Consider the following 4,212-nt stretch of genomic DNA (forward strand, 5'->3'; position numbering starts at 1 on the left):
CGCTCGCTCTGGAACGCGCAGTACATCCACGCGGTATCAAAGTATGTAAAGCCGTTATCTAAAAATGTATCTACCATTTTACAAAGCTGATCCATATCTATTTTTTCTGCATTGCCATCTAAAACTGGTAGGCGCATTAATCCAAAACCTAATTTGCTCATATCAATTATCTCCTTTCAATATCATTTATATAACTAATAATACATCAAATTTTATTGACTCTGAATTTCAAAAAGATATATAATGTATTTACTAAAGGTAAACACATAAAGGAGGAAATTTATGTATAATCAGCTACTAAATACCTTTTTAATTGTTGCCGATTGCAAAAGTTTTAATAAGGCTGCAGAAAAACTATATATAACACCAGCTTCTGTTATGAAACAAATAAACTCACTTGAAACCCACTTATCTCTTAAGCTTTTTACAAGAAATAAACAGGGAACTCAGCTAACAGATGCTGGAAAATCTATTTATAAAGATGCCAAAAAGATAATAAAGGAGTCAGAAAGGGCAATTGAACGCGCAAAACAAGTTCAAATATCCGCGTCTAAAACTCTTAAAATCGGTTCCTCCTTTTTAAATCCTTGCAACTTTTTTTTAGATTTATGGAATAAAAAATCAAAAAATCCAAGTGAATATAAATTCAAAATAATTCCATATTCAGATGATCACAACCAAATATTATCTGTTGTAGAATCGCTCGGAAAATATATCGACTTTTTAGTCGGTGCGCTAAATTCTATACAAATGCATAATTTAGCTAATTATTTTGAATTAGGAGAGTATGATCTTTGCGTTGCCATGTCTAAAGATAATCCATTGGCAGTAAAAGATATACTGGAAATCAGTGATTTGTACGATAAACACTTGATTATGCCAAAGTCGGACGATACTGTTTCGCTAAATAAGTTTCGTAAAAGCTTAAAAATCTCACATCCCGAAATCATATTTGATGAAGGCAACTGTTTTTACGATATTGAAACATTTAATAAATGTGAAGAAAGCGATAATATGTTACTTACTCTAGATGCATGGAAAAATATTCATCCATCTTTAGTAACATTACCTGTAAATTGGAATTTCAAAGTTCCTTATGGTCTACTTTACGCTAAAAACCCATCTGATGATGTACTTCACTTTTTAGACTTGCTTAGAGAGCTTATATAATTTTTAAAATTGGAGATGATAATTTGAGATACGTAATAGTAAGTGTAGTAAAAGGACCTGCTGGCAACTTCAACAACAACCTCAGAAAAGAGGTCTTCAGAGAATTAGGCGCAAAATCGTCTAAATTGCCAGCTCATTTTACAATAAAAGCGCCATTTGAGGCTGATGATATTTCTGATTTAGATGATTTGCTAAAGGATTTTTCGTCAAAACATAAAAGCGAAAAGTACAAAATAAGGGGATACGACCACTTTGACAATCGCGTAGTATACATGAATGTCAAGATGAGCAAAGAAGGAAAAGCTCTACACGATAAATTAATAGATGAAATTGCCAAAATACCTTATATAAATTTCAAAAAAGGCGAAGGAAAAAACAAAGTATTCCACGTTACTATTTCATCTAAAAAAATTCAAAAGATATTTGACGAATTATGGGACTATGTAAGAGTAATTCCATGCGATTTTGAATGCGACTTCGACAATATAACTGTATTTAAATGGGAGAATAATACTTGGGCTTTACACAGAGAATATTTATTAAATCGATAATATTAAAATATTTTTTTACATTTTGTAATATTTTTATGAGATTGAAATTTTATACATCTTGTATACTATATTCCATTATGATATAATAGCTTAGTTATAAAAAAGTCTTCAGTCGAAGATTATTAAGTTCAGGGAATTTTTTGAAATACATTTGTGAAAATTATATTTAATCGCATTTTCAAAATATAATTTTCTACATTATATAAATTAAGAAAAGGAGATTTTTATATGTCAACTAAACATAAAATAATAAATATCGCAGTAATTGCCCATGTCGATGCCGGAAAATCAACTTTAGTTGATGCATTCTTAGCTCAAAGTGGTGTATTTAGAGCAAACGAAGTAGTAAAAGAATGCGTAATGGACAGCAACGACCTTGAAGCTGAAAGAGGTATAACAATATATTCTAAAAACTGTTCTATCAACTACAAGGACTACAAAATAAACATAGTTGATACACCAGGACATAGTGACTTCTCATCAGAAGTAGAACGTGTTATAAAGACTGTTGATACAGTTATACTACTTGTAGATGCTTCAGAAGGGCCAATGCCTCAAACAAGATTCGTTTTACAAAAATCATTAGAATTAGGTCTTAGACCAATACTATTCATAAACAAAATAGATAAAAAAGATCAAAGAGCTGAAGAAGTTGTAGATGAAGTATTCGATTTATTCGTAGACTTAAATGCAACTGATGAACAATGTGACTTCCCTATAATCTACGGTGTAGCTAAACAAGGTATAGCTAAACGTGAAATGGACGACGATAGCACTGACTTAGCTCCATTATTTGAAACTATAGTAAACCATGTTGAAGCTTATCCTGATTACGACGATAAACACCTTCAACTTCAAATATCTGCTCTAGCTTATGACGATTATGTAGGTAGACTTGGAATAGGTAGAGTTTACAAAGGTACTGTAAAAAACGGAGAACAAGTAGCTGTATGTAAAGCAGGCCAAGTTGTTTCTAGAGGTAGAATATCTAAATTATCAGTATACGAAGGACTTAAACAAGTAGAAGTAGATGAAGCTGGAAGCGGTGAAATAGTAGTTGTAGCAGGTATACCTGATATATCTATAGGTGAAACTATATGTGAAATAACAAATCCACTTCCAATGGAAATGATACACATAGAAGAACCTACTCTATCTATGAACTTCTTAGTTAATGATTCACCATTTGCAGGTAAGAGCGGTAAATTCGTAACTACTAGACATTTAAAAGACAGACTAGAAAAAGAACTTGAAGTTAACGTAGGACTTAAGGTTGAACCACTTGATACTACTGACGGATATAAAGTAAGCGGTCGTGGTGAGCTTCACCTATCAATATTACTTGAAAACATGAGACGTGAAGGATATGAAGTAGGTGTATCTAAACCAGAAGTTTTAATGCATAGATTAGAAGATGGTAGAGTTCAAGAACCAATCGAAAAGGTTATAATAAACTGCCCTGAAGTTTACTCAGGAACTGTAATAAACAAAATGAACCTTAGAAAAGGTATGATGGAAGCAATGTCTATAGAAGGAGATTACGTAAAAATCGAATTCTCTGCTCCAACTCGTGGACTTTTAGGATATAGATCTGAATTTATAAATGACACTCGTGGTGAAGGAAATATGGTCAGATCTTTTGCAAGATATGAAGACCACAAAGGTGAAATACCTTCAAGAAGTAATGGTGTCCTAATAGCTCAAGGACCTGGTACTACTATGGCATACGGTCTTAACGCTTTAAGTGAAAGAGCTCAAATGTTTGTAGACCCAGGTGTTGAAGTTTATGAAGGTATGATAATAGGAATGAACTCAAGAAGTGAAGATATGGTAGTTAATCCATGTAAAAACAAAAAACTTACTAACGTTCGTGCTTCTGGTACTGACGATGCTATCAAATTAAATCCAGCAAAAGTATTCACTCTTGAAGAAGCTCTAGAGTTTATAGATGACGATGAATTAGTTGAAATCACTCCAGATGCTATAAGACTTAGAAAGAAATACCTAGATGCTCACGAAAGATTACAATACAACAAACAAAGACAAAGAGAAGCGATGAAATAGATAAAACTCGAGGAGAATCAAAATTAGTTTTGGTTCTCCTTTTTTATTTGTATCAATTTAAAATAAATTTTTTTAAATTTTATTGTATATATACTTAACTTAGAACCATTGTATATATGTTAAATGATTTTGTGAGATTATGTATGAAATAGATTTTGTTTGGACATAATATAACCAAGAATTTACAAGATTAGGAATTTCTATTATGAATTACCTAAACTAGAAAGAGGTACATTATGTTTCGACAAGAACATTCAAATATGTTTAGTTCTAAAGAAGTTAGATCAATGATAGATAATTTAAATATAGATGAAATAAATTCTTTTATAGAGTTAGCTCAAGCAAAATTAAAAAATTTATATAATTTAGGTTTTTATGATGAAAAAGATGGAAAAAACAAGATTTTAGAAGGAAGATTTAAAAAAGG

5 protein-coding genes are annotated in these 4,212 nt (G+C 31.3%); 4 read left to right on the plus strand and 1 reads right to left on the minus strand.

Annotated elements, in window-relative coordinates:
- On the minus strand, window positions 1-161 hold a 161-nt coding region (locus ACI3VO_RS07775), incomplete at its 3' end, for an aldo/keto reductase (protein WP_439757368.1).
- Window positions 162-282: 121 nt separating this feature from the next.
- Between ACI3VO_RS07775 and ACI3VO_RS07780 the strand changes: the two genes are divergently transcribed.
- The 4 genes from ACI3VO_RS07780 to ACI3VO_RS07795 form a co-directional block, all read left to right on the plus strand.
- Window positions 283-1,170, plus strand: coding sequence for a LysR family transcriptional regulator (locus ACI3VO_RS07780; RefSeq protein ID WP_439757364.1), 888 nt, complete (start codon window positions 283-285; stop codon window positions 1,168-1,170).
- Window positions 1,171-1,193: 23 nt separating this feature from the next.
- Window positions 1,194-1,721: a 2'-5' RNA ligase family protein gene (locus tag ACI3VO_RS07785; RefSeq protein ID WP_439757365.1), complete on the plus strand. Its 528-nt coding sequence runs from the start codon at window positions 1,194-1,196 to the stop codon at window positions 1,719-1,721.
- A 228-nt stretch (window positions 1,722-1,949) separates the two neighbouring features.
- Complete coding sequence (typA, locus tag ACI3VO_RS07790) at window positions 1,950-3,785, plus strand: translational GTPase TypA (RefSeq protein WP_439757366.1); 1,836 nt, start codon at window positions 1,950-1,952, stop codon at window positions 3,783-3,785.
- Between the two features lie 236 nt (window positions 3,786-4,021).
- On the plus strand, window positions 4,022-4,212 hold a 191-nt coding region (locus ACI3VO_RS07795; RefSeq protein WP_439757367.1), incomplete at its 3' end, for a hypothetical protein.

This window comes from Intestinibacter sp., assembly GCF_051866655.1.
Classification (GTDB): Bacteria; Bacillota; Clostridia; order Peptostreptococcales; family Peptostreptococcaceae; genus Intestinibacter.

Excerpts from the sequence above, each read along its gene's own strand:
- ACI3VO_RS07780 (WP_439757364.1), top strand. The coding sequence starts at position 283 with ATGTATAATCAGCTACTAAATACCTTTTTAATTGTTGCCGATTGCAAA.
- typA (WP_439757366.1), top strand. The coding sequence starts at position 1,950 with ATGTCAACTAAACATAAAATAATAAATATCGCAGTAATTGCCCATGTC.